The organism is Leisingera sp. SA32 (genome assembly GCF_056033425.1).
This window is the reverse complement of record NZ_JBVYHB010000002.1, coordinates 84,681-110,890: the sequence shown is the minus strand read 5'-3', so window position 1 is coordinate 110,890 and position 26,210 is coordinate 84,681. Positions and strand designations below refer to the sequence as shown.

The following is a 26,210-nucleotide window of genomic DNA, read 5'->3' as shown; positions in this document are numbered from 1 at the left end:
GGGCCCGGTCCCGGCCAATGCGTCCCCCGAAGGGGACGCCAACAGAGAGGTCCCCTCATGCCAATTAAAGACATCCTCCTCGACTGGCGGCTCCATCTGAGCATGCTGGTCATCACCGTGATCGCCGAGCTGGTCGGCGTCATCGCCGTGCCCATCGGCATCGGTTCCATTCTCCTGCTGCCGCTGCTCTATGCTTTTGTCATGGGGCTGCTGATCAACCCCAACGTGATCTCCGGCGCGCGCGCCCTGATCCGCGACCGCCAGGTGAACGCGGCGTCGCCGATGATTGTCATCGCGATCATGCCCTTCATCGCCAAGTTCGGCACCATCATCGGTCCGTCGATGCAGCAGATCATCGATGCCGGTCCCGCGCTCATCCTGCAAGAGCTGGGCAATCTCGGCACCATTGTCCTGGCCTTCCCCATTGCGGTTCTGGTGCTCGGCATGGGTCGCGAGGCGATCGGTGCCTGCTTTTCCGTCGCGCGTGAGCCCAATATCGCGGTCATCGCCGACAAATACGGCCTGAAGAGCCAGGAAGGCGCCGGCGTCATGGGCGTCTATGTGATCGGCACGCTCTTCGGCACCTTCATCTTCGCCATCCTCGCGTCGATCCTTGCCACCACCGGGGCCTTTTCGATCGAGGCGCTGGCCATGGCCTGCGGCATCGGTTCGGGCAGCATGATGGCGGCCTGCTCGGGCGCGCTGGTGCATGCGGTGCCTGAGATGGAGGAGCAGATCCTTGCGCTCGCCGGCGCATCGAACGTGCTGACCTATGCGACGGGTCTCTACCTCTGCGTCTTCGTGGCGCTGCCGGTGACCGAGAAACTCTATGACCTGCTGGGCCGCAAAGAGCCCACCAAAGCCGGAGCCTGATCCATGAGCGACATTCAAACCCAAGACCTCGACCTCTCTGAAGACCCCAAGTTCGGTCTCGGCGCACACGCCGCGGCACTGGCGGTGGTCTGCGTCATCGCCCTTGTCGGGAATACCGTGGCGACCGAGAACACCGTGCCGCAGGGGTTGGTAGGGCTGATCATCCTGTGGGGGATGTGCATGCTCGGCATGCTGCTGACCAAATTCGTGCCCTTCAAGCTGCCCTCCGTGGCATGGATTTCGCTTGTCGGCATCCTGGCCACCATGCCCTGGACCCCGGGCAGCGCCTGGGTGCTCGACAAGGTGAGCCACGTGAACTTCCTGACGCTGGCGACGCCCTGCCTGGCGTATGCGGGGGTCGCAATCGCCAGGCGCGAGATTGAGATCGCCAAGACCTCGGGCTGGAAGATCGCCGTGGTTGGTGTCCTGGTGATGACGGGCACCTACGTAGGCTCGGCCATCGTGGCACAGGCCTTCCTCTGATCGCGCTGATCCCCGCCACGGGCCGCAGTTTTCGGCCCGTGGTCCACCCGCCCTCAGCGGTACACCTCCCCATTTCGCCTTCCCTGTAGCAGTCGCGGGGTTGGGGTGCATTTGACGATGATCCACCAATGGAGACGCGCGCTGCTCGAAGGCGCGTCCGGCGTGCGTATCTCAATGAATGGGAAAGGCCGTTTCCTCGACAACATCTTCAACGTGAGGCTGAGGCGACCCCTGAAATACGAGTGCGTCTACCTGCATGCCTGGGAAACCGGTTCGGTCACCAGGTGCACCGCGTAGTTCACATTGCGCCCGATCCTGTCCAAGAGATGGGGAGTAGCTCAGTCGCGAAACTGTTCGCCATTCCGTTTTACGTCGATCTGTGCCAGATAGGCGCCTTAGCCATCGGCCCGCTTGTGTTCAGTGATGTCTGGCATGTTCCAACGTTCCAACGAATATTGGGACGATGTGCGGGAAGGGTTAATAATAGGCTGGCTTAGCCCGCAATCGGGCTGTCTGAAGATGCGGATATACTGTGGTAAGTGATGTGGAAACAAACATTTGGCGCTCTGCCCGCCTGAGCGTGGCACCCATGATGGATGGGGCCTTTTCCTAAACTATTTGCAACTATTTCAAGTGCTTGGTTGATTGTGTCGCCACTTGTTGTTCCAAAAGTTGTTCCCCAAGTCGAAGAGTAGCTCAATCTTCGAGCCCCTGGGGGGGCGTGATGCCGCCGGTATTCTGCAGCGCGAACTGGCACAATTATAGAGAATGGTTAGGGTGCTACTAGACCTGGTTTCGTCTTTGGCCAAGTTCAGGTCAATTGAAGTTAGTTTTTGGGAGGAACTATCATGGAAGATGCAGGGGTTGGCTGGATTGCAGCCATTGTCGTCGGAGGACTGGCCGGGTGGATCGCCTCTGCGGTGATGAAAACAGACACCGGCATATTTTTGAATATCATTCTTGGGATTGTCGGTGCGGCCGTGGCGAGCTTTTTGTTTGGTCTCTTGGGTGTGTCCTTCGGGGGCTGGCTGGGCTATTTGGTTGCCGGGGTTGCCGGAGCCTGCATTCTGGTTGGTGGGGCACGCGCGCTTAGGCGCTGAAGAACCTTTGACCGCACGTGGTGCGTAGCGCGACGTGCAGCCCCCTACGAGGTTCTGACGATATTCCAGCAGGATATAGGCGCATGAAAATGAAACCGGGACGGAATTGCTGGCGTCTTGAGCAGGCGGAACGGTTTGCTTTCATTGTCGACGCTGAGGACTATTTTGTCGCGGTTCGAGCCGCGATGCTTAAAGCGCGGCATAGTATCATGTTGATTGGCTGGGATTTTGATGCCCGCATCAGTTTGGGTGAGGGCGAAGGGCCCGAGCGGCTTGGCGACTTCATGCTGTGGCTTGCTGACAGAACTCCGTCGCTTCAAATTCGGCTGTTGCGCTGGGATACGGGCGCCTTTCAGGCCATGTTCCGTGGCAACACTCTCTCTACAATACTGCGCTGGAAATGGCACAAGCAAATCACGTTGAAGCTTGATGGTGCCCATCCATTCGCCAGTTCTCACCATCAAAAGATCGTGGTGATCGATGATTGCATCGCATTCTGCGGTGGTATCGATATGACGGTCGGACGTTGGGATCGGCGCGGCCATGAGGATAACGATCCCGACCGCATTGATCCGGATGGCAATCCCTATGGACCATGGCACGATGCTACCAGCGCATTTGACGGAGCGGCAGCACGCGCGATGGGCGATCTGGCCCGCAAGCGATGGAAGGCCGCGACGGGCGAGGCACTGGAGCCTGCCGGGGACAATCACGAGTGCTGGCCTGATGCGCTTGAGGCCAATTTCGAGAGTGTAGAGCTGGCCATAGCGCGCACGCAGCCGGAGATGAGGGATGTCGCTCCCTTGCATGAAATCGAGGATATGTATCTTGATCTGATCGCGGGGGCAAAGCGTTGGATTTACGCTGAAAGCCAGTATTTTGCATCGCGCCGTATCGCACATGCCATAGCCAAGCGATTGGTTGAAACGGACGGCCCGGAGATCGTCATCGTAAACCCGATGTCGGCCGAGGGGTGGCTTGAGCCTATCGCAATGGACAATGCGCGCGCGCGGCTTCTTGAGGCTCTGCACCGAATCGACAAGCATGGCCGGTTTCGCCTCTATCATCCTGTAACCGCACAAGGAGCCGAGATCTATGTCCATGCCAAGGTGATGGTTGTCGACAATCGGTTGTTGCGTGTTGGGTCGTCGAATTTCAACAACCGGTCTCTTCGGCTCGATACGGAATGTGACGTGGTGCTAAGTAGAGCGGGTTCAGCCGATACGGAGTTTTGCGATGAAATTGCACACCTGCGGAACGATCTGATCGCGGAACATCTGGCGACGACGCCAGAAGAGGTTTCGCGTCGGCTAAACGACAGGGGATCGCTTATCGCAGTTATAGAGGCTCTGCGCGAGGAGGCGAGCGGTCGAACACTTCATGCGTTTGAAATGCCGGAGTTGAACGATATTGAAGAATGGTTGGCGGACAATGAAATTCTCGATCCTGAAGGACCGGATGCATTGTTCGAACCGCTGAGTAAGCGCGGATTGTTCTATGGGTGGCGGAAGCTGTTAAGGCGGAATTGAATATTCCCAACAGTTTGTAGATCCGCAAGCCGCTAATCCGACACCGTGGGGTCGGAGCCCCATTAGCTCTCGGCCGCTCGCTAACGCCAGCCAGCCTGAAACTGCCCTTCGTGAATGACGCAGCCTGAAGCCCAGGGGGGCAGCGAAGGACGGGTAACCGACCTTCGCTGCGCGACACGCTAATGACAACGATGCGCAGGAAGTGACCTTTGCAAAGCCGACAGATCTTGCGACTTTGCGGGCGATCCATGCCGCAGATGCAATAAGCAGAACTGACCTGGTAATCCCCCCGTTTTTGCGGGGGCTTGGTCATAGAATTTACGCGGCCATCTTCAGTTTCTGTGCAGGTGTCATCCCGCCGTTGCCTATGTTCGGGCGTTCATGGTTGTAGGACCAGAGCCACTCGGTGGCAATCTGCTGGACCTCTTCGATGCTTTCGAAAATGTATAAGTCCAGCCATTCGTGCCGGACCGTCCGGTTGTAGCGCTCGACATAGGCGTTCTGCTGAGGCTTTCCGGGCTGGATGTATGCCAAGGCTATGCCCCGGTTCTCGGCCCATTCCATGAGGGTGCCACTGACGTATTCCGGGCCGTTGTCGACTCGAATCTTCCCAGGGGCACCACGCCATTCGATGATCTGGTTCAGGGCCCGAACAACCCGTTCCGCAGGCAGTGAAAAGTCGATCTCAATGCCCAGTCCTTCGCGGTTGAAGTCGTCCAGAACGTTCAGAATCCGGAATTGCCGTCCATCCCCCAGCCTGTCGGCCATGAAGTCCATCGACCAGACCTCATTCGGGGCCTCAGGCACAGCCAGTTCGTCCGGCTTTTCCCGCTTCAGACGCTTGCGCGGCTTGATCCGCAGGTTCAGCTCCAGCTCGCGGTAGATCCGGTACACCCGCTTGTGGTTCCACCTGTGACCCTGCACGTTGCGCAGATACAGGAAACACAGGCCAAAGCCCCAAGTCTTCCTTGCAGCCGTCAGGCCGAGGAGCAGGTCGGCGATTTGCTCGTTCTCCCCGTCCAGCTTCGGGCTGTACCGATAGCACGTCTCACTGACATCGAATGCCCGGCATGCCAGCGCAATGCTGACGCCCTTCATCGCCACCGCTTTCACGGCCAACTCTCGGCGTTGAGCTGGCCGGATCATTTTTTTCCGAGCGCCTCCTTTAGCAGGTCGTTCTGCATGCTGACGTCAGCGTACATGCGCTTCAGCCGCCGGTTCTCCTCGGCCATCGCCTTCATCTCACTGATGAGACTGGCGTCCATCCCGCCATACTTCGCCCGCCACTTGTACAGCGTGGCGCTGCTCATCCCGTGCTCGCGGCACAGCTCGGCGGCAGGCACACCGCCCTCCATCTGGCGCAGCACACCCATGATCTGGGCTTCTGTGAATCGTGTCTTCTTCATCGGAATCTCCTCGTTGATCCTGCCGAGAAAATTCTACTTCCGCATCCCCTTAAGATCGGGGGGGATTACCACCTTCGCCGCAGGTGCAGCCGCCGACCACCTTCGAACGTCAGCGGTGCGGGACATTTCTGCCGTTTGAGGTTAAGCTACCTGACGACAAAATATGGAATAGGCATGAGCAGCACTGATCATTGGAACGAGGTCTACAGCAAGAAGCGAGAAGCTGAACTGAGTTGGCATCAGGAAGATCCGTCTGTTGCACTTGATCTGATGAAGAAGGCGGGACTGACTACCACGTCCTCAGTCATAGATATCGGGGCAGGCACCTCACGCCTCATGGAACGGCTGTTAGATCTGGGCCTTAGCGATCTCTCCGCTCTCGATCTGTCAGAACGCGCGCTTGCCGCAGCCCGCGTCCGGCTGGGGGAACGCGAACAGTCCATAAAATGGATCGTCGACGACATCACCAGATGGGAGCCGACGCAGACCTATGACGTCTGGCATGATCGCGCGGTCTTCCACTTCCTTGTTAATCCTGAGGACCGGACCGCTTACATCCAGCGGCTCTCCCGATGTGTCGCTCCGGGCGGACATGCGATCATCGCAACTTTTGCAATTGATGGCCCGGAAAAGTGCAGCGGTCTTTCCGTAGTCCGCTATAGCCCGGCCAGCCTCGCTGAGACGCTTGGAGCGGACTTCTCGCTCCTAACGCATCAGCTTTATCTGCACCACACGCCGTGGGGCAACCAGCAGTCGTTTCAGTATAGCCTATTCCGCAGAGTAAACTGATTGGAAAGTTCGGGCTCGCAGCTGTTTTGCGGCGTCTCGGCGATAGTTGCGCCGCCTGGATACACGTCGAGTTGGCCACCAGATGACAGCAGCCCGCCCAATCCAGACATACCCTTTGACGCGGAGGCAGGGGTGGAGACCCTTGGCTGCAGACGCAGACAAAATCACCGAGACCTGTTCATTCTAGCGGCCATTACTATTTTCTGCTCAGGTTGATTCGTTCGTGTTCGGCGCTCCGCATCTCGGAATGCAATTGGATCGTGCGATGGCTCATCACGGTGACCAGTTGCGGTCGATTCTGGGGCCAGCTGTTACGGTTTTGCAGCCAGAGAGTGCTATCGCGACAGTTGTCCAGCGGACTAGAAGTCCTCCCAATTGTTTGGTGCAGCGTTGCCATGCGCTCTGGCTTTCGAAGGTACGAACGTGTTTTCACTTAGATCCCAATTTCCAACTTCCGAAGCGGCCGGTGGGTGCGCGGAGGGTGCGTGAGACGCCCGCATCGGTGTCGGGCTCTCACTGACCGAAATTTTGAAGTGAGAAACTAACTCTGCCAGCTTGGTTGCATCGCTGTTCAGCATGTGGCCCGCAGCGGTAGCCTCTTCGACCATAGCCGCATTCTGCTGAGTTACCTTATCAAGCTGCACCACGCCAGTGTTGATCTCACCCAGACCTGTGGACTGCTCTACAGCACCCTCAGCAATGTCCGTCACTAGATTCGAGATGTTATTTACCCGGTCAACAATATTTTGCAGCGCCCCGCCGGCCTTGCCGACCAAATCAACGCCGCGCTCCACTTGCATGGAACTATCACTGATCAGCGTCTTGATCTCCATCGCCGCACCCGAGGATCGTTGCGCCAGGGCGCGCACTTCAGACGCGACCACGGCAAAGCCGCGACCCGCTTCGCCTGCTCGGGCGGCCTCTACCCCGGCGTTGAGCGCCAGCAGGTTGGTCTGAAAGGCAATGTCGTCAATGACGCTGATAATTTGGGCAATATGGCTGGAGGACTGTTCTATTTCGGTCATGGCTGAAACCGCACTTTGCACCACGTCGCCGCTGTTTTTCGCTTCCTGCTTAGCCTCATCCACAATCTTTTCGACGCTCCGGGCCCCTTCTGCTGCGGATTTGACGCTGGCAGTCAGCTCATCTAGGGCCGCGGCCGTTTCTTCCAGTGTGGCAGCCTGACTTTCCGTTCGATGGGACAGATCATCCGACGACTGGCTTATTTCAGCCGCGCCATTGCGGATGCTGGAGGCGGATTCCACCACTTTTGAGACGGTCTGGTTCAGATGTTCGACGGTTCGATTGAAATCCAAACGCAGCTGTTCGTAGTCTTGTGGAAAACGATCCGAAATAGAGGCCGTCAGGTCTCCCTCCGACAGATTGGCCAGCCGCTCCCCCAGGGTGGTCACAACGCGGGCCTGATCTTTGTTTTTTTCCTTCTGCGTCTCTTCCATCTCGCGCTGATGGGAGAGTGCGTCGCGGAAGACACCCAGACTGCGGGCCATGTCCCCAATTTCACCTTTTGCGGGCAGATCCTCCAGATCGATTTCAAGCTCACCTTCTGACAGGGAGATCATGCGGGCGCCAATGAGGTTCAGCTGACCGCTGAGCCAACGCCCCAGGAGGAAGGCAAGGCCACCCGCGAGAACCATAGCTGCAACCGCTGCCCCCATCCCGGTTTTGCGTATGCCGCTGGTAATTGCTGCGATTGTCTTTAAAGGCACAAGAATATTGCCCACAGCAACCACATTTCCGGAAAAATCAAGGATTTCAAAGGGGCTGCCAGCATAGGCATAGCCGTCGATTTCGTAACCTGTCCATTTGTCAGAACTGCTGTTCATAGCACTGGCAATCGCCTCTGAATCAAGAAGCGCAGGCCCGTCATAGTTCCCGGTCAGGCGTTTAATTTCCTGGTCGTTTGCGGCGAAAGAACTGATATCACCGTCCGGAAGCAGGTAGACTTCCAAAAGACTGTCTCCGCCTTCGGTCAGGCTTTCAATCAGATCAGTGTTGAACTTGAGACCAATTTCAACGGTACCTACATGTGCGCCGTCATGGCTCACCGGGCTAATCCCCCGGATTCCGATCCCTGCCCGACCGCGCTCAAGTCCGGACACCGGTTCTCTCGTCTTGTTTGCAGCCACAACAGAGTGTCGGAAGCCAGAGAGGTCATCGCCATATTTTTCTGGTTTGTGTACCCGGAAGACCGAGGTCGCTTCAGGGGTATGAAACTGAAATTGAGCAATGCCAGCCTCTGAAGCCAACTTTCTGAAGTCGCTAGCGAAAAGCTTGTCGAGTGTTTCCCGATCCTGCTCAGCAAGGGCACGCTGTGCATCTGACACGGAAGCAACGGTCTGCGCGGCAGTCAGCGCAAGCTGCATACGTCCTTCAATTTCTGAATGTACGCGAGCTTCGAACTGATTGAGTTCACGGCGCGTGCCTTCATCCGAAACTTTCTCAAGTCCGAGGAACAAAGGAATCGTGACGATAAGAATGGCTAAGAATGAACTGACTATCAGCGAAATAATGATCCGCGCTCTGAGGGACATTGTGAAACTCCTATCGACAACACTCCTTTGTAGACGTCATGGACTTAAAAAAATGGAAAGAAGGGGGGCCAGTTTTTGCCCCGTTTCAACTTCGGGGCAGGTCACAGACAATGAGCTGGGCTCAGAGCTACTGCAGTCTTTTCAGAAAGTTCGGCAATGTTTTGTTGTATGGAGTCAGCTACGATGTCTTTTCCTGTAGCGGTGTTCCACGTTCGATGATGAGCGGACCTGTGAAGCAGGCTGTTTCCGACAGGCTATTTCTGGCCCGCAATCTTGCTACATATGTCTAGAATTGACCGCATTTCATGCCGCAGCGCAGACGCGCTAGGCACTCATTTTGAGGATGTTGGCAAGAGTTTGCAACCTGCGCTCCGCTGACCTTCGAGCTTGCAACATCGTCCTGATTAGCCGAGCAGACCTGAAGGTCCGCTCGCGGGAAGGACGCCCAGGATTTTCGCAATTGCAGCGGAGAGGGCGCTGCGCCTGGTACCAATGTCGTGACGGGGCTGGCAGTGCGCGTTCGCTGTGCCAGACCCGGATGACTGCTCTGGCAGCGTTCAGCGAGAACCTGGGTATTGGCGTCCACCCAAGACACTCGGCAGAGCGATCGCTAAAAGGCAGCAGCCAGCCAGTGTAAAAAACCATGTGTCCATGAAACCATAGAGTAGGGCGCCCGCGACACCTCCGAGTGCAAAGGCGGATAGTGTCAGAACATGTAACGCTAATTTTGGTAGTGCTGCGTCTCGAGAGCGTCCGGGCATTATGACAGCTGCTAGGCCGATCCCAATATCTGTAGCCATCCCGGATACATGCGTGGTCCGGACACGCGATCTGGAGATGAGACTTGTGACCGCATTCTGAAGACCCATCACAAGACTCAGGATTCCGACGAGAAACATGTTCGATGTGCCAACTGATGCTGAAAGAAACAGGCCTAAGGCAAGGACTACCATCCCCTCTACAGCGATGGCGGCGGCATAGATTGATCGGATGCCGCGTTGCTCACCGAAGGTGACGAATGCTCCGGCCAATGCCGCTCCCCCTATGAAGAGGGTCAACAGAAGCAGGAAACTCAGACTTGCACGCCAGGAACCCTGAGCAACTTCGTCAGAGAAGGCAGAAACGTTGCCGGTCATATTCGCCGTAAAAGAGCGCGCCATGAGAAAGCCTACCGCATTCAATGCTCCGGCAATTGTGGACAGTGCTGCAGCCAGGTACCGATCAATCTTGCCATTTCGTTCCTCACCGACATGGATCAGCATTCTCTGTCTCCGCTGCTCTGGCCCGAGTTATCCTATTGGCGCGACATTTTGGGCGCAAACATCTTCTGGAAAGGGCGACAATCGAACAGCCAGTGTGCGGTTGGAGACACCGCTTGGGTGTCCGTTTTGAGCTGCATGCGGCGGCACGACGCCAAGTTCGGTCCCGTCAAGTAGTGCCTAGCAAGACGTCACCGGCGACCAATAGCCCGAAGCTGATCCATTCCTCCCGACCGGCTGGTTCAAGGGGAACAAGCAGGTCGGGCGGCGAGCTGTTCTACTGGCCACGGCATCCGCAGCGGTATCTCGCCAATACTACTAAAAAATGGCCCGTGACAACGATGCTCACCGTGTCACGAGCCGACCGTCCTAAAATACCGCGTTGTTGCCATACTTACTGAGGGAACAGGAGAACAGCAGCAACACCTTACTAGTTAACAATATCACCGTGAAACAAAACCAGCTTAAAAGAAAGGAAAGTTCATTCTATGTTCCATGTCATTGCGGCATCCTTTTTTGCAGATTCTTTCTAGCAGAAGTTGGAACTTCAACCAGTCGAGCGCATTTGAAAGGAAACCGCGCTGCGGCGAAGATGGTCGCGATGTGCGACGGCTGAGGGCCGCCCGTGAATGCCCCGCGGTAAAATTAGCGTTTGCAAAGTCGGCTCTTGCGCTTCGCTGACCTTGGAGCGGGGTGCAGCATCGTCTTGGTCAGCAGAGCAGACCTGAAGGTCCGCTCTCTGGAAATCTGGCGGGATCCTTCGCGCCTGCAGCGAGGCCATCGCTTCACCAGATACGAATGTCGAATTTGGGCTGGGAACGGGCGTGAGGCGCTGCGGCAAGGTGATTCTAGGTTCGTCAGGTGTCTGGTGTCGGCGCTTGGACGGCAGCAAGCTGCACCGAACGCGACATCTGCGCAAGACGCGGCGCCGCAACTGCTGCACACGTTCACCACTCGATTTTCCCATGATGAAACACGCCGACAAGCGGAGATTAATGGGTCCAGACCTTAATACAAGACTTCGGCCGAGGTCAGGACCGCCACACCTGAATAATCACCCCACTCCCCAATTCTTGAAGGTGATCACGCACCGAAGCCCATCAGATCGGTAATCGACGTCCACCTCTCCGCCTAATTCAAACTTCAAAACAGTTTCAATCATCTTGCTGCCGAACCCTCTGCGCATTGGTGCAACGACAGGCGGACCATTGCGTTCCTGCCAGACCAGCCGAAGTAAACCGTCCTTATGTTCATGCCTTTCGCAGACGACCTCGACATACCCTTCTGGTTCTGAGAGCGCGCCATATTTAATGGCGTTGGTCGTGAGTTCGTGCAGCGCCATTGAAAGGCTAGTCGCCTGCTCCGATGGTAGCATCGCGGGTATCCCTGTGATGCGAAAGCGCTCAGTCCCGCCGGCTTCTTCCGCTGTCAGTGTGAGCAGCCCCATAAGATCCGCGGTCTTCTGGCCCTCGCTCGTCAGCACATCATGCGCCTTAGACATGGCATGAAGGCGGCCGATAAAGCTCGCGCGGTATTCGGCTGGAAGGGTTTGCCTGGCGATCCCGGCAACGACGGCGAGAGTGTTCTTGATGCGATGCTTCATTTCGTTCATCGCGACCTTCAGACGAAGCTCGGCCTTCTTGCGGTCCGATATGTCGCGTAGGACAATTGAGTAATTTCTCTTGGACCCGATTTCGCGTTCCTCAATCGGCACAACGGTGATCCCAAAGTGCTGTCCCCTACTGTCTACTGTTTCAAACACAGCTTCAGGCGCGCTCTTGCAGGTTTCGACTGCGCGCTGAAACCAGTCTGGATGATCCTCAAACCGGATCTGGTCCTGCACAGAAAATCCTCGGACAGCTTCGAAGGTCCGCCCAAGAAGCCGCTCAGCACCTGCATTCCAGCTTTTGATAGCACCATCCTCTTCAACCCGAAGTATGCCATTCGGCGAGGTGCGGACGATGGCCGCAAGCTCATCTGCTTCGCGCCGGGCAGCCCGAAGCTCGTCCTCGTACAGGCGGCGTTCGCGGGCGTCGAAGATAGTATAATCGAACCGGACAGGGTTTCCCTCGAAATCGTGTCGCACAACTCCGCTAAGCAGAACGGGAAGGGGTGTCCCGTTCGTCACCTCCAGAGAACAGGAAATCTCGCGGGCGAACCCCTGCAGGCGCATCATCGGAGCCAAATGCGTCTCGTAGAATAGTTTCCCTGGGCCGGTCATGAGTTCGGGCAACCGTTGCGGTCGCTCCTCGGTCCCGGCCGGAAGGTTCAACCATCGGTTCAGGGTTTCGTTGACATATTGCAGCCTTCCATCCGGGTCCGTCACGACGATCCCGCAGGGCGCATCCTCCAAAAGTTCCGCGAAGGTTGACCGAAGCTCCTCTCTGCCGTCCATGGCGCTCAGATGTCTTTGAGGTAGCCGCGGATTGCGGCGATCACGTTAGAGGGCACGGTCATATGGGGGCAGTGGCCGGTGGCCTTCAGCACCTTCAGGTTCGCGCCTGGCATCCGGTCACGCATCCACTCCGCAACCTGCATCGGCACGAGGGCATCATCGTCGCAATGCAGGATCAGGGCAGGACATGCTGCCTTTTCAAAAGCCGGCCGCTCGTCCGCGAAGAAAGTTACACGGCCAAAATGCTGGGCGATCGCGGGATCGGTGCGGCAGAAGCTTTGGGTGAGCTCGTCAGCTGCGGGGGCGCCTGCCGGCTGACCGGCGATCGTCGGGGCCATTTGGGCAGACCATCCCAGATGGTTCTCGTCCAGGAACGAGATCAGCTCTTCAAGGTCACCTTGAGAAAACCCCCCGTGATACCCGTGGGCTCCGTCGTTGAGAAAGCACGGTGTCGGAGATACAAGAACAATCCGGGAGATCTTTTCGGGCGCCCGGTTGGCCGCAAGCAACGCAATTGTTGCACCAATGGAGTGCCCGATCAGTACCGCTTCTTCAAGCTCAAGCTCATCGATGATCGCCAGCAGATCCTCAGTATGTGCCTCAAGTCCAGCGTAGCGCCCCGGTTCGTAAGCAGAGAGATCCGACTGTCCCATGCCCGTCAGGTCGTAGGTCACGATCCGGAAATCTTCGGCCAGGCTCGGCACAATCTGTCGCCACATCGAATGGTCACATCCAAAGCCATGGATGAAAACGAGCGGTCGGCCGCCGACCGCACCAGAAACGACAACGTTGTTTCGCGTGATCATGCCCAAAGTCCTCATTGTGAGTTCAGAGCGCCTTTGTGACCAGCGCCGTATACTTTAACACACAGCGCGATGCCTTGGAGGCTTATCCGATTTTTCATCTTCCGCAGGATAAATCCAGCCCTAAGTCTAGATCGTGCGATAGCTTTCGGCGATTAGTCAACTGCAGCAACTTCCTGCTCCTCCACCCCGGAGGTCGGCCGCATTTCGGATACTGTGCAAACCGCCCGCGTACAACGAAAGGCAGGAGATCTCCGCACCCTACCATTCAGTCCCGGCGTGCGGAGGTCTGGCTGTCCAAGGACGCGCATTCTTCGCGGTGGCCTCTGCTAGATGAACGCGCTTACTTAGACCAAAGAACAGGCAGCCCGTTCAGCGTGTTACAGTTCGGAAATTGCTGCCCCCCTCCCAGGAGACTGATGGGATAACCACGCCACGTCATAGGCCGTACCTACTCCTGCCGATGACCTTGGTTGGTCTGGCGCTGGCCGCCTTGTTTCCGGCACCAGGATTGTTTGAATTCGAGAACTTTCTCGTCTTAGTCTACTCACCGACTTGAATGCTTTGCTACTGCTAGACCGGCTCGTGCCCGTGACTTTCCTCTTTGGCGGCGGAAAACCTAGAGGGGTGACGCCCGGGGATGAAGCGAGACGTCGGCGCGTAGGCATTTACGGACAGTGTAGTCCCGCACCCTGGCCACACGATGCCAGTTTCATGCTGGACCATCAATGAGAGGCAGCTCTTGATGGTGGCGGCGCGACGAAAATCAATGCCGGATCTGGGGTTAGGCATGGATATGCGAAGTCCGGTTTCTGCGCGAAGAAGGCCTTGATCAGTTGTGGCGGGCCTAGGCCTAGCCGTGCATTTGCTTGAATGCCCGCTGCGCTTCGGATCTGCGCCTGTCCAGATAGTCCGCGAGATCCTGTAGGTGAACCCCCTTAGCACTTTTCTGGCTGACCTCTATTGAAACCAAGGGGAGCGCAATCTGCCCCTCGTTAATCTTGCGAAGAAACTTTTGCAGGGTCAGGTGTTGGAAATAGTCCTTAACCACAACGTCTGCCGGGATCACTGCGCGCCCATTGTATTGCGCCATCAATAAAAACGCGGTGTTCATGCTGCTTGCTCCTGCGCGGTGGCCCAGCCACCCCATTGGTTGGCCATGGCCGCGGCGATGCCGGGGAAAGTCTTGCTGCGCAGCTTCCAGCGATCGGGGCCGGGGCTGGCGCGATGGATCGAGGACCAGCGCTTGTGTTCCTCCGTGCCCTTCGCTGGCGGTTCCAGGCGGTTCGTCGGTTTGAGCGGCGGCAGGCCGCGCAGATAGAGCCCGGTCGATTTGAAGGCGGGGTCGCCAAACCACCATGGCTGCACGTGTTGGGCAGCGGGCTGGTAGTTCAGGATCCGCTCCTTTGCATGTCGATGCATGACCGGGTTCTCGACCGCCACGCGTTCGATGGGTGCATTCCAGCAGGCAGAGAACAGCGCGGCGCCCGCGTCGAGTTCCGCCCACATTTCCTGCAAGCTCCGGCCCTTGGGCGGCTTCCTGAGCCAGCGCACACCGCTGTTGCAGAGGCGTGTGCAGGGTGGATGCATCACAGCAAGCAGATCCCAGCCCATGCCAAGTACCTCGCGGATGTCGCACTGCATGTGGCGGTTGCTGCGATCGTCGGCGGGCAGCAGGTCGCAGGACCAGGCGTCATGGCCGCGATCGAGGAAGGCGCGGCGCACTGTGCCGGATGTTTCGCAGCCGATCAAAACGCGGAGAGATTTCATCGGTTGGTCTCCTGGTTTCTGTCACTGCCCCTAGACCAAGGAGCAAGGAGAGACGTCAGTGCTTACTTGGGGCGCGGCGCAGATGTGTGAGTGGTAGCCTGTATGCCGCGCCCCGGCGGAGCGGGCGGCCAAGCCCGCGTGTTAATCTGTGCCGCGGTGTCGGTTTCAGGTCGCCGTGGCACGCTAGGAGGTCAGGGGTGGCGCGCCGTTGTAAGGGCAGTCCGGTCGGCCATCGGTCGCGCGGCGGGTGCCGTCGAGGTTGTGGTGGAACTGGGCGGCGCGGAGCCAGGCGTCCAGCGCCGTTGGCATGTCGCTGCCACAGGCTGAGAGGCCCAGAAGCGAGATGCGCCAGCGAGTTTCCATGAAGTCGAACCGTTCACTCGGATCGGTGCTTTCCGGCGTGAACTTACCGCCCAATTTTTGCAGCAGCATCGCCTGACCAAACCGGCAGTGGGCGCGCAGGGCGCGGGCAGCGGCGTAGATTTCCTGTGGCGTCGACGGCATCAGTTGTCCTGTCCTTGGTTGTCCGCGGGCGGCGGATGGAATGGAGGATTGCGCCGCCCGCGCTGATCCGCGCCGCAAGACCGGCGCGAAACCTCAAAGAAAAGCGGCGCGTCAATCCTCCGTCACGCGCCGCTAGCCGGCTATTTCAGCTGGGGTGGGGCCCGCGGGTGCGTCCGGACACTGCGGCTGGCCGCTGAGCAGGTGGTTGGACAGGCGCGGGCCAGTGTGCCGTCAGGCCGCATCGCGGTGCGGCACCGGGATATTCTTTTCGGCGATGAGCGCGCGCACCTTGGCTCCGACGCGCGCAAGGGTCTGCTCGGTGGGTTCCGGCGCAGGTTCGGGCCGGTCGATCAGATGCGCGGCGCGTAGGCGGGCTGGGTCGAACCCTTGGCCGCGTGCGGCTTTCATCGTGGCCCATGCCTGGGTGAACAGGCGGGTGTCGTCCAGATAGTCTTCTGGCGAGCCGACGATCTGGCGTGCAGTGTTGGTCATGTCTTGCATTCAATCCTCCATCGGTTGATAGAGGCAAATATTCACGTCAAGAATATTCTCGTCAAGAATAAAAATGACTGACTGGAATATTCGGCGTGAGTTGGGAAGGTTGGGCCTGCGACTTGTTGCTCTCGTGTAGAGTTCGGGGTTTCGCCCAACTCGCTGTTTTTGCGTAAGAAACTTGGGCGGCTTTACCTAGCAGGGTGGCCGTGAATGAAGGTATGCAATGATGGAAAGAGAGTTCTCAGATTTGATCTCGAAGATGTCGCTGTCGCAGTTGGACGAGCTTATTCGGCTTTTGTTTGTGCATGGTTTGATACCGCCCTCGCCATGTCCAGCCAGCCCTGGCGCCGATCTTCCGGAAGGGAGCGAAATACTTCTAGAAGCTTGACTTCTGCAACTTCAGAATCGTCGATAAATAGCTGATAAATCGGGACTTCTAGGGCTTGGGCGATGTAGGTGAGGCTGCGTATTGTCGCGCCATCCCATCCGCGCTCGATTTTTGAGATCGTAGATTGCTCCAAGCCCGCCGCTTCCGCTAGCGTGCTCTGGTTCCAGCCTCGTATTTTCCTGAGTCTCTTGATCGCGTTCATGGGGAATAATCCCATTCCGACGGTCCAATGGCAAAACACGGTGGGGAATAAAGATGCTTGACAGGAATATTCCGGTCGGGAATATCTCGGGTATGGAACAGCTTTCTCGATTTCTGAAAAAGAACAATATCCGGCAGGGCGAGTTCGCAGCGTCGGTCGGGGTCACGCAGGGCGTCATATCCCGGCTTGTGAACGGAACCACGAAGCCCGGTTTGGAATTGGCAGTTCGCATTGACAATGCAACACAAGGGTACGTGCCAGTCCACAGCTGGGTGAAAGTCGTCCAAGTCGGTAGTGGAGAAGCTGCATGACCCGCCCCAGCCTGACCCTGATCGTAAACAATGATGTCTCATGCCAGCAGCATGCAGCGGGCGCGGGCGCAAAGTCTTGGTCAAATCAGTTTGACCCATACGCGCTGAAAGCCCAGGCGCCCGAGTTATGGTCGTCCTATTTCCGCGCCCGGTTCCGCAGCCCGCGCGAGGTCGCGCTGTTCTGTGACGTGAGTTTCCAGACCGCGCTGAACTGGTGGGGGGCTGTGACCGCGCCCGCCAGCCACATCGCGCTGCTTGTCATGCTGACGGATCCCGGCGCGCCTGCGTTTTTCGAAAAAACGCTGGAGCAGGCGGCATGAGCGCTACTAGGGTGATCATGAAGAACATCGCAGGCGGGGCCACCATGTCCCCTTGCCTTGGCGCTGACCGGGGGCAGGCGCGCCTGCGAATGGCCCCCAAACACCTCCCTGTGGACCTTGGGCGCGCGGTGGCCTCCCTGCTGTGCGCCCCTTTTTTCGCGGGGGCGGTTCATGCTTGATTTCTCCGGCCCGCACAACTGGCAGCGCCTGCGCGAACGCGCCGAGGGCGCTGCCTTGCTGCATGAGGGTGCTTTGCTGGCGGTTGTGGCTTCGAGAGCGGCAGGCAAGCTCGCCTGCCTCGCCACGCCCTATGCAGGGTTCGATGGAGGGCCGGTGCTGGCCGCAGATCTCGCCGTTGCCTGGATGGGGATGCTGGCGCGGGTCGGCGTGCTGCCGCTGTCTCCGGCCTTCATGGCGTCGGAAGCCGGTCTGGCGGTCGAGGATCCCACAGGCGCGGTGCGCCATGCCGACCTGGTCATCGTGCCGATGCTACCGGGCTGGCAGCAGTCTGCAGGAGTTTGGCAGGCGGCGTTCCTGGCGTTGGAAATGAACAAGCCGGTCTTCGTTCTGGACGGGGATCGACAAAACGATCTGGAGGTAGGGCTGTGAAAGACGTGGTTGACGGTCTGGACGGGCGGACGCCTGATACCTGGCCATTGCAGCGCGGGGAAACCCTGTCCTCGCACGACTGGTTTCCATTCTATGGGCACAAGTTCCTGTCGTCTCGGTTCCTGAGCAGATGCGTCATGACGGGCAGGCGGGCGGATATCGGCACGGCGTTGATCCTGTGGTCGGAGGCGATGCGGCAGGATCCGGCGGGCACGCTGCCGACGGATGACCTGGAACTGGCCGACATGGCCCGGTTCCGATCTGTCAGTGAATGGCAGGAAGTTCGCGAGACCGTGCTGCATGGCTGGGTGACTGTGCTTGTTGAGGATCCGCGCTCGGGCGAGGCGGAGGTGCGCCTCGGTCATCCTGGACTGATCGAGGAGATCGTCCAGGACATGTACAAGCGCAAGCGGGGGCGGGATGCCGCGCGTGAAGCGGGGCGACTGGCGCTCAAGAAGCACAAGATCCGCAAGAAGATGGCGGAGATGGGCGTGCCCGATCACATCATCAAGGATGATCGCGCGGTCACGGCGCTGGCGGAGCACTTCGAGCACTCCGAGTTGTACATCACGCCGGACAACGTGCGGGCGGCGATGGTCGAGGTGCTTGGCTACACCGGGGATGTGACGCCGATCAGTGCTGCGCGGAAGTGAAATCCATCTGAAATGATTTCACCTGATTTCAGTACGATTTCAGGTCTTTCGGTGAAATTGCCCTACAGGACAGGACAATAAAAAACAGAAGAATACAGAACACCTTACTGGGGCCGCCGCGGGGTGAGGGTTTGAGGAAAACGTGTCGTTGCTGAGAAAGAGGGATTGCGGAGATGAACGGGAAAGAGCAGGCCGCAGGGGAAAAGCGGGTACAGGAATTGCTGATCGCGCCGCTTGAGGCGCTGGGGCTGACGAAGCCGGGCACCATGCGCAAAGAGCAGTTCGAGACGATGAAGAAAGAGCTGCGGCAGATGCTGGCCTACATGAAGCCTGCCAACCTGCAGCTGCTGTGCGAGTGGTGCGAGGGGCATCCGGGCGGCAAGGACCGCGACCGCTTCCCGATCGCGCTGCATATCCTGAAGGAAGCGCGGCGGATCGAGCCGCCGGAAACCGGCCCATCGCCGCTGATGCTGGAGGTGTTTGGCCGGTCGCTGGGGCAGGAGGCGATTGCCAAGGGGTGGGCGCCGGAGTTGCTGACCTGGCTGAAGGGCAACCGCTCGTGGCCGGGGAATTACACGGTGAGCCAGATCAAGGCTGCCGCCGATGATCCGGTGCGGCGGCTGGAGGATATCGAAGCCCGGATGGCGCGGGGGCGTGCGGTCACCGCCGAGGAGGTGGCGTTTCGAGATCGGCGCCGGGTGGCGCTGCAGAAGTGCCGTGATATCGCGGATGAGGCACGAGCGCAGCGCGCGGTGGCCCAGGCATGAATATGGCGGCATTTCACAACGGCTTCGCGCTCGCACCGCGCCACCGCGACATGGCGACAGTGCGCGCCCCAAGGTCCGGCAAGCTGGAGGTCAGCGCACTGCAGCTGATCGAGTGGGCGTTTCAGCGCGAGAAGATCGGTCTCGACTTCGATGAAATAGAGCGGGAAAACCGGCGCGCGGCCGGGCGTCGGGATGGAGTACATCCTGATCGAGCAGGCCAAGCTGGGCTGCCGGGTGCAAGGCGGTGGTTCCTCGCCACGCCACCACGATGCGGACATGGTCGCGGCCTCGCTCGCCAGCCTGCCGGAAGCCTATGGCGGGCGGCGCATGGCGGTGCAGATCGCCGAGCTGGCGCGGGTTGGCGAGGTGCCGGACTGGATGGCGGGCGCGCGGGCCACGTGCGAACCAGTGGCGTGGCGTCGGTGCAAGCATGGGGCTTTTGCAGTGACGGAGGTCTGCCGGGTGCCGGGGCTGCGCTGGCCAGTTGATCAGCTGGGCAAGAAGGCGGACGGGTCATGGTGCCGGGTCTCCTACAGCAACACGGCGCGCGACGCGGCGGCCGCGCGGCGGCGCTACCTGGACTGGTACAGGGCCATTCACCATCTGCGCTTCATTTTTCAAAAAGCCTGCCATCTCACGTCCTTCACCGTGTCAGACGCTCTGCCACCGCGTGCGCCCTGGAAAGGGGCTTGACCGAAATCTCAATCTGTTGACATAGTGCAGCCACCACATGTGCGCCCGGAGCGGAGATCTCGCCCCGGGCGCATTTGCGTTTGGAGGGGACTGTGAAGGTCAAGCAACTGAAGCCCAGGCTGCAGGGGCTGGCGCCACGCGTCGCCATTCTCAAAACCGACCATGATACACGGCGGCGACAGCAGCAGGCGTGGCGCAAGTGGTACTACACCGCGCGCTGGAAACGCTTGCGCTGGCAGTGCCTGGAGCGGGATCTGTTCACCTGCCAGCTGTGCGGTCGCATTGAGCCGGAGGCCTCGAAGCTGGTGGCCGACCACACGGTCAGGCACCTCGGCGATCCGGCGAAGTTCTGGAACCTCGGCAACCTGCAGTGCCTGTGCAAGCCGTGCCACGATGGCGCGAAGCAGCGCGCCGAACACCGAGACACCGCGGCGCGGCGGGTAGGGGGGCTCGGATCCCTGTGACGGCCCGTCGCCGCAAACCGGTGCTCTAGCTCACGCGGAGAATTTTTTTGGCTGATCAAGAATTTCCGGACGGCTTGGACCTGTTCGGCAACCCTGTCTTCACGACCAAAGGCAAGCGGGGGCGGCCGAGGTTCCAGCGCACCGAAGAAAATGCACGTAAAGTCAGTATGTTACTGGCTTTGGGCTGGTCGAACATGCGGATCGCGGCCTGTATTGTGGATCCGCGAACGGGCCAGGCGATCTCCGAGCCGACGCTGAAACGGTATTTTAGATCCGAGCTGTCGGAGCGGAACCGGATGCGCGATCGGCTCGATGCGCGCCGGTTCGAGCGCGCCTGGGAGGCGGCGGAGAATGGCAACATCGGCGCGGAACGCCTGCTGCAACAGATGCTGGAGAAGAACGACCTGATGGGCGCGGGCCAGAAACTCGACGCGGCGCAGAAGGCAAGGAAACCGGCGGCAAGCGAGCGGCTGGGCAAGAAGGAAGCCGCGCTTCAGGCCGCGCATGAAAGTGCCGAAGGCACCGAGTGGGGCTCGGATCTTGATCTGCCCGGGTTCCGGCCGAACTGAGGTCTGATCCATGAAGGACGCATTCATCGATCCGGCCGAGCTGGCAGCCTGGTCGACGGCGGTGCCAGACTGGGAGGAACGGATCGTCAACCGCCAGTCGCTGATCCCGGATCTGCCGCTGTTCGATGAACCGGCGGAAAAAGCCCTGCGGATCTTCAAGCGCCTGCGCGTGCCCGATCTGATGGACCAGCCGACTTATGGCGAGGTCAGCGCGCCATGGGTGTTCGACTTCGTCCGGGCGGTCTTTGGCAGCTACGACCCGGTCAAGAAGCGGCGGATGCTGCGGGAGTTCTTCCTGCTGATCCCGAAGAAGAACGGCAAATCCGCGATCGCGGCGGCGATCATCCTGACCGCCTGCATCATGAACGAACGGCCCGAGGCGGAGCTCCTGCTGATCGCGCCGACGATGACGATCGCGAAGATCTCCTTCAAGCAGATCAAGGGCATCATCCGGGCGGATCCCGAGCTCGACAAGCGGTTCCACATCCAGGACCACGCCCGAACGATCACTCACAAGGTCAGCAAGGCGGAGATCTCGGTCAAGGCGGCGGATGGCGACGTCATCACCGGCGGCAAGGCCACCTACACGATGATCGACGAAACCCATGAGTTCGCCAAGAAGAGCAAGGCGGACGGGGTTTTCCTTGAGCTGCGCGGCGCGCTGGCCTCGCGGCCGGAGGGCTTCGTGATGCAGATCACGACGCAGTCGAAGGAACAGCCAGCGGGGGTGTTCAAGGCCGAGCTGGAAACGGCGCGGGCGGTGCGCGACGGGCGTCTGCAATCGCCGATGCTGGCGGTGCTTTACGAGCTGCCGCGCAAGATGGCGAAGCACTGGCAAAAGCCCGAGACCTGGGCGCTGGTAAACCCGCACCTCGGGCGGTCGGTTGATCCGGCGTTCCTGGAGGATCAGCTGGTGAAGGCGCGGGAGAAAGGGCCAAAGGCGCTGCAGCTGCTCGCCTCGCAGCACTTCAACGTCGAGATCGGCGTTGGCCTCGGCGGCGGCTGGAGCGGGGCGCTTTACTGGAAGAAGGCCGGGCCGGAAACCTTCGGCCTTGAGGAGCTGATCAGCCGCTGCGAGGTCGCGGTGCTGGGCCTCGATGGCGGGGGCCTGGACGATCTCTTTGGCCTGTCGGTGGTCGGGCGCGAACGCGACACCAAGAACTGGCTGATGTGGTTCCATGCCTGGGCGCATCCTGAGGTGCTGCGGGCGCGCAAGGAAATCGCGCCGCGGCTGCAGGACTTCGCAAGGGCAGGGGATCTGACACTGCTGAAGGAGGATCAGCCTACCGGTGACATCGAGGGGGCCACGCAGATCGCGGGGGAGTTGTTGAACGCGGGGCTCCTGCCTGCGGAGGCGGCGGTGGGGCTGGACACGGTGCAGGTCTACTCGATCCTTGAGGAGATGATGGCGATCGGGATCGATGAGGACCAGCTGCGCTATGTCGGCCAGGACTGGCGCCTGTCCCCGGCGATCTGGGGGATGGAGCGCAAACTGAAGGACGGAACCCTTCTCCACAGCAACCAGCCGATGATGGAGTGGGTGCTGGGCAACGCCAAGGTCGAGCAGCGCGGATCGGCGGTGCGGATGACAAAGGAAGCCGCGGGGCGTGCCAAGATCGACCCGCTGATCGCAGGCATGAATGCCTTCACGTTGATGAGCCGCAACCCGGTTGCCGCCGGGGCGCAGGCTTTTGAGTACACAGGGATGTGACACCCATGGGATTGCTGGATTTCTTCCGGCCTGCGGCTCAGCCGCAGGCCGATGCTTCCGTGCGCGCTGAGCCACCTGTGCGCGCGGCCTCTGACAACATCGCCAGTGAGCGGCAGTGGCACGGGTTCCAGGTTGTCGGCGGGCCTTCCAAGGCCGGGGTGCGGGTCAATGAGCAGACCGCGCTTTCCATTCCTGCGACCCTTCAGGCGCTGCGGATCCTGACGGGCGTCTTTGCCATGACACCGCTGCACTTCTACCAGAAGACCGAGCAGGGCCGCATGCCGGCCGATGACAACGCCGCGGCCAAGCTGTTCCTGCGCGGGCCGAACACGCACCAGACGGCCTTTTCCTTCTTCGAGCTGTTGCTGGCGGACATCCTGCTGGCGGGGGGCTTTCATGGCTACATCAGCCGCGACCGGCGCGGCGATCCGGTGGCGATCACCCGGTTGAAGCCCGGGCACTGCCTCCCGGTGGAGTATTTCGACCGGGCCGAGGGCACCTTTCTGTTCTTCGACGCGACGCTGCCGGATGGCAGCCATGAACGCTTTGCGGCGCGGGACATCTTCTACGTGCCCGGGTTCTCGCGCGACGGGATCCAGGGGCTGAACCCGGTGCAATATGCCCGCGATGCCCTGGGTGGTGCGATCGCCACCTCGGACCATGCGGCGCGGTTCTGGAACAAGGGCGTGCGGCCGTCGACGGTGCTGACCACCGAGCAGAAGGTGGCGCCGGAGGACAAGGGCCGCATCCGGGATGACTGGACGCGCATGTATTCCGGCCCTGACAGCGAAATGGTTGCTGTCCTCGACCAGAACCTGAAGGCGACCTTCCTCAGCCATGACCTGAAATCCAGCCAGTACCTCGAAACCCGGCAGTTCCAGGTGGTGGATCTGGCCCGGATCTGGGGGGTGCCGCCGCATCTGATCTTTGACCTCTCGCGGGCCACCTTCAGCAACATTGAACAGCAGTCGCTGGAGTTCGTGATCTTTCATCTCGGTCCCCACTACACCCGGGTGGCGCAGGCGGCGACCAAGGCCTTTGCGCGGGAGGGGTTCTATTTCGAGCACCTGACCGATGCGCTGGTGAAGGGCGATCTCAAGAGCCGGATGGAGGCCTACTGGTACCAGCGGCAGATGGGCATGGCCAACGGCAACGAGCTGCGCCGCTACGAAAACCTGCCTGACATCCCCGGCGATGCCGGACGCGAATATTGGAGACCGTCGAACATGGAGATCGCCGGTCAAAAGCCTGCGCCGGGCGGCGCGGATGCGGAGAGTGGAGATCCAGAATGAAGCAGCAACTGACGGCACTGGTTGCGGCCATCCGGTCGCAGCCCTGGGCGATCATGCCCGACTATCTCGATGCGATCGAGGCGATCGCGCTGCGGGCGCTGGACGAGGATGTGCTGAAACGCATCGCCGCGGACGGTCATATCGAGCGGTTCGCGGCGAACATGTCGGCGGTGGCGGCGGTCGGCACGCGGCTGGAAGGCACCCGTATGAGCACGGTGCGCGACGGCGCGGCGGTGGTGCCGCTGCTGGGGCCGATCTTTCCGCGGGCGTCCATGGTGAGCGCCTCCAGCGATGGCACCTCGCTCGATGCGTTTATGCGCGACATTCGGGTGGCGGAGGCCTCGGATGAGGTCGCCCGCATCGTGATCCTCGCCGACAGCCCGGGCGGGGTGGTGTCGGGCCTGGGCGAGGCGGCGGAAGGTCTGCGGGCGCTCAGGAAACCCACCGTCACCTTCGTCACCGGCAATTGCGCGTCGGCGGCCTACTGGCTGGCCAGCCAGTCGCGGGAAATCATCATGGATCGCTCTGCCGCGGTTGGCTCGATCGGCGTGGTCGCCTCGATGTCGCGGCAGGAGGCGGCGGATGCCAATGGCCGGCGCAGCTACGAGATCGTCAGCAGCAATGCCCCCGACAAGCGGCCTGACCCTTCGACCGAGGAGGGGCGGGCGGCCATCCAGCGCGACATCGACGCCATCGAGGCGGTGTTCATCGCGGATGTGGCGGCGGGGCGTGGCGTCTCCGCCGAGCGGGTGCGCGCGGATTTTGGCCGTGGCGGCATGCTCGCGGCAACCCGTGCCGTCGACGCGGGCATGGCAGATCGGATCGGCACCCTTGAGGGGCTGCTGAGGGAAGGTTCCGGGCGCACCCGGGCTCAAGGGGCGGGCCGCAGTGCGCGTGTGGCCGCCGATATTCAAGCGCGGCGGCTGGCCGCAATGAGGAAATGACCATGGATAAACTCCTGGAACTGCAAGCCCGCCGTGCGGGTATTATCGACCAGATGGAGGCGCTTGCCGCGTCCATCGGCAGCGATGAGGACTGGACCGATGAGCAGGTGGCCTCGCTCGATGGTCTGAAGGCCGAAGATGACAAGCTGGCCGCACAGATGAGTGCGCTGGAAGACATCGAGCGCCGCCGCGCCGCTGCGGCCCGCCCGGCGGCACCGCTGCCCGGCGCCACGCCGCCTGCAGGCGTCACAGCCGACACCGCGCCCGCAAAGCCGAAAGAGCCGGGCCTCACCTTCGCGCGCATGGTGCGCACCATCGCGGCGGCCGGGGGCAACCACTACGTCGCGCAGCAGATCGCTGAGGCCAATGGCGACAGCGGCCTCTTCGCCAACCAGAACATGGGCGGGGCCACCGCGGGCGGCTTCCTAGTGCCGGAGGATGTGGGGGGCGAGGTGATCGAGCTGTTGCGCCCGGTCAGCGTTGTGACCTCGATGGGGCCGCGCATCGTGCCGATGCCGAACGGGAACATGACCACCAACCGCCGCGCAACCGGCGCGACCTTCGGCTATGGCGGTGAACAGCAGGATGCCAAGGCCACCGGCTACAGCTACGGGCAGGTGAAGCTCTCGGCCAAGAAGCTGAGCGGCATCATCCCGATTTCCAATGATCTGCTGCGCACCGCCTCGACCGCCGTCGACCGGATGGTGCGCGATGATGCGGTGGCGGATGCGGCGCAGATCCAGGACCGCCACTTCCTGCGCGGGTCGGGGACGGATTACGCGCCGAAGGGGCTGCGCTTCCAGCACAAAGGCACGCAGGTGGAGCAGACGCATGTGCTGTCGATGACCGCCGCGCCGGACCTGCAGAAGGTCGACAACGACCTTGGCCGCATGGAGCTGGCGCTGGCCAATGCAAACGTGGTGGTGACCGGCGCGCATTGGATCATGTCGCCGCGCACCGCGATGTTCCTGACCAACCTGCGCGACGGTAATGGCAACAAGGTCTATCCGGAGATGGCCAGCGGCCAGCTGCGCATGAAGCCGGTGCATATCACTACCGAGATCCCCGACAACCTCGGCGCGGGCAGTGATGAATCCGAAATCATGCTGGCGCACCCCGGCCATATCCTTGTCGGCGAGCACATGGGTATCGAGATCGCGATGTCGACCGAGGCGCCCTACAAGGATGCCGAGGGCCAGATGCAGTCGGCGTTCTCGCGCGATGAAACGCTGATGCGCATGATCATGCAGCACGACATCGGCCTGCGGCATCTGCCCGCGGTCTCCATCCTGACCGGCGTGACCTGGGCACCCGGCACCTGATCCTGAA

General features: G+C 60.4%; 27 protein-coding genes and 1 pseudogene. 18 read left to right on the top strand and 10 right to left on the bottom strand.

Annotated elements, in window-relative coordinates; translation table 11 throughout:
- The first annotated feature begins 57 nt into the window (after positions 1–57).
- The 5 genes and pseudogenes from AC0IPL_RS03180 to AC0IPL_RS03160 all read left to right on the top strand — a co-directional run bounded on the left by AC0IPL_RS03180 (position 58) and on the right by AC0IPL_RS03160 (position 3,985).
- Complete coding sequence (locus AC0IPL_RS03180) at positions 58–873, top strand: DUF3100 domain-containing protein (protein ID WP_474272160.1); 816 nt, start codon at positions 58–60, stop codon at positions 871–873.
- A gap of 3 nt (positions 874–876) precedes the next feature.
- A complete protein-coding gene (locus AC0IPL_RS03175) occupies positions 877–1,356 on the top strand; it encodes a hypothetical protein (RefSeq protein WP_474272159.1) in 480 nt (159 codons plus the stop codon).
- A 162-nt stretch (positions 1,357–1,518) separates the two neighbouring features.
- Positions 1,519–1,641 (top strand): annotated as a pseudogene (locus AC0IPL_RS03170) (IS3 family transposase); the annotation flags it as partial.
- 563 nt (positions 1,642–2,204) lie between these two features.
- Positions 2,205–2,456, top strand: a complete 252-nt coding sequence (locus AC0IPL_RS03165) for a GlsB/YeaQ/YmgE family stress response membrane protein (RefSeq protein ID WP_474272158.1) — start codon at positions 2,205–2,207, stop codon at positions 2,454–2,456.
- 83 nt (positions 2,457–2,539) lie between these two features.
- Positions 2,540–3,985, top strand: a complete 1,446-nt coding sequence (locus AC0IPL_RS03160; protein WP_474272157.1) for a phospholipase D-like domain-containing protein — start codon at positions 2,540–2,542, stop codon at positions 3,983–3,985.
- 318 nt (positions 3,986–4,303) lie between these two features.
- Here the strand turns inward: AC0IPL_RS03160 and AC0IPL_RS03155 are convergent.
- Positions 4,304–5,391, bottom strand: a protein-coding gene (locus AC0IPL_RS03155) for an IS3 family transposase (protein WP_474272156.1) whose coding sequence is annotated in 2 segments (ribosomal slippage) — positions 4,304–5,130 and positions 5,130–5,391 — 1,089 coding nt in all. Because the reading frame shifts where the segments join, the coding sequence is not laid out codon by codon here.
- A gap of 174 nt (positions 5,392–5,565) precedes the next feature.
- Between AC0IPL_RS03155 and AC0IPL_RS03150 the strand changes: the two genes are divergently transcribed.
- Positions 5,566–6,180 (top strand): class I SAM-dependent methyltransferase, encoded by a 615-nt coding sequence (locus AC0IPL_RS03150; protein WP_474272155.1) that lies wholly within the window; start codon positions 5,566–5,568, stop codon positions 6,178–6,180.
- Positions 6,181–6,539: 359 nt separating this feature from the next.
- On the opposite strand, the gene AC0IPL_RS03145 is transcribed toward AC0IPL_RS03150, so the two are convergent.
- The 9 genes from AC0IPL_RS03145 to AC0IPL_RS03105 all read right to left on the bottom strand — a co-directional run bounded on the left by AC0IPL_RS03145 (position 6,540) and on the right by AC0IPL_RS03105 (position 16,548).
- A complete protein-coding gene (locus AC0IPL_RS03145) occupies positions 6,540–8,732 on the bottom strand; it encodes a methyl-accepting chemotaxis protein (RefSeq protein WP_474272154.1) in 2,193 nt (730 codons plus the stop codon).
- 557 nt (positions 8,733–9,289) lie between these two features.
- Positions 9,290–9,994, bottom strand: a complete 705-nt coding sequence (locus AC0IPL_RS03140; RefSeq protein WP_474272153.1) for a YoaK family protein — start codon at positions 9,992–9,994, stop codon at positions 9,290–9,292.
- Between the two features lie 1,051 nt (positions 9,995–11,045).
- Positions 11,046–12,386, bottom strand: coding sequence for a sensor histidine kinase (locus AC0IPL_RS03135; RefSeq protein WP_474272152.1), 1,341 nt, complete (start codon positions 12,384–12,386; stop codon positions 11,046–11,048).
- A gap of 5 nt (positions 12,387–12,391) precedes the next feature.
- The gene (locus tag AC0IPL_RS03130) at positions 12,392–13,192 is read right to left on the bottom strand and encodes an alpha/beta fold hydrolase (RefSeq protein ID WP_474272151.1); all 801 of its coding nucleotides are present in this window, start codon (positions 13,190–13,192) and stop codon (positions 12,392–12,394) included.
- Between the two features lie 850 nt (positions 13,193–14,042).
- The gene (locus tag AC0IPL_RS03125) at positions 14,043–14,303 is read right to left on the bottom strand and encodes a pyocin activator PrtN family protein (RefSeq protein WP_474272150.1); all 261 of its coding nucleotides are present in this window, start codon (positions 14,301–14,303) and stop codon (positions 14,043–14,045) included.
- Positions 14,300–14,959 carry a hypothetical protein gene (locus tag AC0IPL_RS03120; RefSeq protein WP_474272149.1) on the bottom strand — a complete coding sequence of 220 codons (660 nt, stop codon included), beginning with the start codon at positions 14,957–14,959 and terminating at the stop codon, positions 14,300–14,302. The genes AC0IPL_RS03125 and AC0IPL_RS03120 overlap by 4 nt, the downstream gene beginning before the upstream one ends.
- 183 nt (positions 14,960–15,142) lie before the next feature.
- Complete coding sequence (locus AC0IPL_RS03115) at positions 15,143–15,463, bottom strand: hypothetical protein (RefSeq protein WP_474272147.1); 321 nt, start codon at positions 15,461–15,463, stop codon at positions 15,143–15,145.
- A 231-nt stretch (positions 15,464–15,694) separates the two neighbouring features.
- Entirely contained in the window at positions 15,695–15,964 is a 270-nt protein-coding gene (locus AC0IPL_RS03110; protein WP_474272145.1) for a hypothetical protein, read from the bottom strand.
- 278 nt (positions 15,965–16,242) lie between these two features.
- Positions 16,243–16,548: a helix-turn-helix domain-containing protein gene (locus AC0IPL_RS03105; protein ID WP_474272144.1), complete on the bottom strand. Its 306-nt coding sequence runs from the start codon at positions 16,546–16,548 to the stop codon at positions 16,243–16,245.
- 53 nt (positions 16,549–16,601) lie between these two features.
- Between AC0IPL_RS03105 and AC0IPL_RS03100 the strand changes: the two genes are divergently transcribed.
- The 12 genes from AC0IPL_RS03100 (at position 16,602) to AC0IPL_RS03045 (ending at position 26,203) form a co-directional block, all read left to right on the top strand.
- The gene (locus AC0IPL_RS03100) at positions 16,602–16,859 is read left to right on the top strand and encodes a helix-turn-helix domain-containing protein (RefSeq protein WP_474272143.1); all 258 of its coding nucleotides are present in this window, start codon (positions 16,602–16,604) and stop codon (positions 16,857–16,859) included.
- Positions 16,856–17,179, top strand: coding sequence for a hypothetical protein (locus tag AC0IPL_RS03095; RefSeq protein ID WP_474272142.1), 324 nt, complete (start codon positions 16,856–16,858; stop codon positions 17,177–17,179). The genes AC0IPL_RS03100 and AC0IPL_RS03095 overlap by 4 nt, the downstream gene beginning before the upstream one ends.
- 171 nt (positions 17,180–17,350) lie before the next feature.
- Entirely contained in the window at positions 17,351–17,788 is a 438-nt protein-coding gene (locus AC0IPL_RS03090) for a DUF1937 family protein (protein WP_474272140.1), read from the top strand.
- Entirely contained in the window at positions 17,785–18,441 is a 657-nt protein-coding gene (locus AC0IPL_RS03085) for a hypothetical protein (protein ID WP_474272139.1), read from the top strand. Before AC0IPL_RS03090 ends, AC0IPL_RS03085 begins: the two co-directional genes overlap by 4 nt.
- A gap of 173 nt (positions 18,442–18,614) precedes the next feature.
- Positions 18,615–19,208, top strand: coding sequence for a hypothetical protein (locus tag AC0IPL_RS03080; protein WP_474272138.1), 594 nt, complete (start codon positions 18,615–18,617; stop codon positions 19,206–19,208).
- A gap of 192 nt (positions 19,209–19,400) precedes the next feature.
- A complete protein-coding gene (locus AC0IPL_RS03075; protein WP_474272136.1) occupies positions 19,401–19,901 on the top strand; it encodes a hypothetical protein in 501 nt (166 codons plus the stop codon).
- 92 nt (positions 19,902–19,993) lie between these two features.
- Entirely contained in the window at positions 19,994–20,365 is a 372-nt protein-coding gene (locus tag AC0IPL_RS03070) for an HNH endonuclease (RefSeq protein ID WP_474272135.1), read from the top strand.
- A 47-nt stretch (positions 20,366–20,412) separates the two neighbouring features.
- On the top strand, positions 20,413–20,934 hold the full coding sequence (locus AC0IPL_RS03065) for a hypothetical protein (RefSeq protein WP_474272133.1): 522 nt from the start codon (positions 20,413–20,415) through the stop codon (positions 20,932–20,934).
- 10 nt (positions 20,935–20,944) lie between these two features.
- Positions 20,945–22,645: a terminase large subunit domain-containing protein gene (locus tag AC0IPL_RS03060; protein ID WP_474272132.1), complete on the top strand. Its 1,701-nt coding sequence runs from the start codon at positions 20,945–20,947 to the stop codon at positions 22,643–22,645.
- Between the two features lie 5 nt (positions 22,646–22,650).
- Positions 22,651–23,937 carry a phage portal protein gene (locus AC0IPL_RS03055; protein WP_474272131.1) on the top strand — a complete coding sequence of 429 codons (1,287 nt, stop codon included), beginning with the start codon at positions 22,651–22,653 and terminating at the stop codon, positions 23,935–23,937.
- Positions 23,934–24,881, top strand: a complete 948-nt coding sequence (locus tag AC0IPL_RS03050; RefSeq protein ID WP_474272130.1) for a S49 family peptidase — start codon at positions 23,934–23,936, stop codon at positions 24,879–24,881. Before AC0IPL_RS03055 ends, AC0IPL_RS03050 begins: the two co-directional genes overlap by 4 nt.
- A 2-nt stretch (positions 24,882–24,883) precedes the next feature.
- Positions 24,884–26,203, top strand: a complete 1,320-nt coding sequence (locus AC0IPL_RS03045) for a phage major capsid protein (protein WP_474272129.1) — start codon at positions 24,884–24,886, stop codon at positions 26,201–26,203.
- The last annotated feature ends 7 nt before the right edge of the window (positions 26,204–26,210 follow it).